The sequence below is a fragment of the bacterium genome (assembly GCA_040755795.1).
In the GTDB taxonomy this organism is placed as follows: Bacteria; UBA9089; CG2-30-40-21; order CG2-30-40-21; family SBAY01; genus JBFLXS01.
On the sequence record JBFLXS010000674.1, the window covers coordinates 1 to 1,433 of the forward strand.

Genomic DNA, 1,433 nt, shown 5'->3' on the forward strand with positions numbered 1-1,433 from the left:
ATATTACTAAAATTGACATTAAATCTACCCAATCACAAGAAATTCAAAAAAGTGATATTTCATTTGGAAAGATTATTACACGAAGCTTACTTATTGCACTTGTGATTACTGTCCTGTTTTTATTCCTATATACAAGTTCATTGAGATACTGGGATTTTGAAATGACTACTTCTGTGCTGATTATGTATGTTATTACAAGTGCATTCATCGCTATTTTTGAATGGGGTTATTACAAAAACAGGGAAATAATGAAGTTCATAATTTTGTTTACAGCACTATTTATTGTTCTAACAATAATTTCTCAAGAATTTTTGAATTTGATAATCATTTTCTAAAATAAGAATGATAAACTTGACTTTGGTCAATTTCTATAATATAATTTTAACGACATAAAAAATAAGGGACAACAGAAGATGTTCAAGAAAGGCAAAGAAATGAGTTAGGGGGGCAGACCTTAATTATGGGATCCAGAAATAACAAGAAAAAAGACGGTGAAGTGGAACTTTTGCCTAACAAATCGTTGTAGCGGACGGCGGAGAGTGAACGGTCTCTCAAAGTTTTGTGGTTAACCAAAGTTTTGTCTTGCATATAAAGTTTTGTGGTACTCCTCCCCGCCGCCGCTGAACTCTGCGTTAGCTAATATAAAAGAAACTCAACGGGAGGTGACAATATGGCAATTACTATTCCATTAGATCAAATGACTACAGCAGAAAAACTTCTATCAATGGAGAACATATGGGATGATCTATGCCGAAGGGCAGATGAAATCTCTTCTCCGCCCTGGCATGGGGAGGTTCTCCAGCAAAGGGAAGAAAAAGTAAAGAAAAGGGTAGAGGAATTTACTGATTGGGAGAATGCCAAAGGGAAAATAAAAGAGTCTGTTTCATGAAAATCAAAATTCTTGAATCGGCATCCCAGGATTTAATCGAAGGCTACTGGTTCTACGAAAAACAGCAAGAAGGTCTTGGTAGTTACTTTCTCGATACATTGTTTTCGGACATTGATTCACTACAGATTTATGCGGGCATTCATCCCATATATTTTGAACGATATTATCGTTCACTATCTAAACGTTTTCCCTTTGCTATTTATTATCGTATTGAACAAAGAACAGTACTGGTATATGCAGTGCTTGATTGTCGTCGAAATCCAGCATGGATAAAAGACAGATTAAAATAAGAAGCTAACCAGTCGTTGCAGCGGACGGCGGGGGACTGTGCCGTGGTCAGAGTTTTGTGGTCTCTCAAAGTTTTATCTTGCTATCAAACTTTTGTGGTAATTCTCCCCGCCGCACCTGAACTTTATCGTTAGCGATAATATGACACTATTAATATGAAGATTAAGGTGTATCTCGAACCAAGTGAGGAAAGAGGAGGATACTGAAATGATTACACAAAAAAGCATAATGCAAATTCAACAAGCCACTATTGTCG

The 1,433-nt window shown here is 36.4% G+C and carries 3 protein-coding genes; all 3 read left to right on the plus strand.

Going from position 1 to position 1,433, the window contains the following annotated elements; translation table 11 throughout:
- Positions 1-335 (plus strand): hypothetical protein (locus tag AB1414_20815; protein MEW6609853.1); only part of this gene is annotated, 335 nt, incomplete at its 5' end.
- Positions 336-670: 335 nt separating this feature from the next.
- Positions 671-889 carry an addiction module protein gene (locus tag AB1414_20820; GenBank protein MEW6609854.1) on the plus strand — a complete coding sequence of 73 codons (219 nt, stop codon included), beginning with the start codon at positions 671-673 and terminating at the stop codon, positions 887-889.
- Positions 886-1,179 carry a type II toxin-antitoxin system RelE/ParE family toxin gene (locus AB1414_20825; protein ID MEW6609855.1) on the plus strand — a complete coding sequence of 98 codons (294 nt, stop codon included), beginning with the start codon at positions 886-888 and terminating at the stop codon, positions 1,177-1,179. The genes AB1414_20820 and AB1414_20825 overlap by 4 nt, the downstream gene beginning before the upstream one ends.
- The last annotated feature ends 254 nt before the right edge of the window (positions 1,180-1,433 follow it).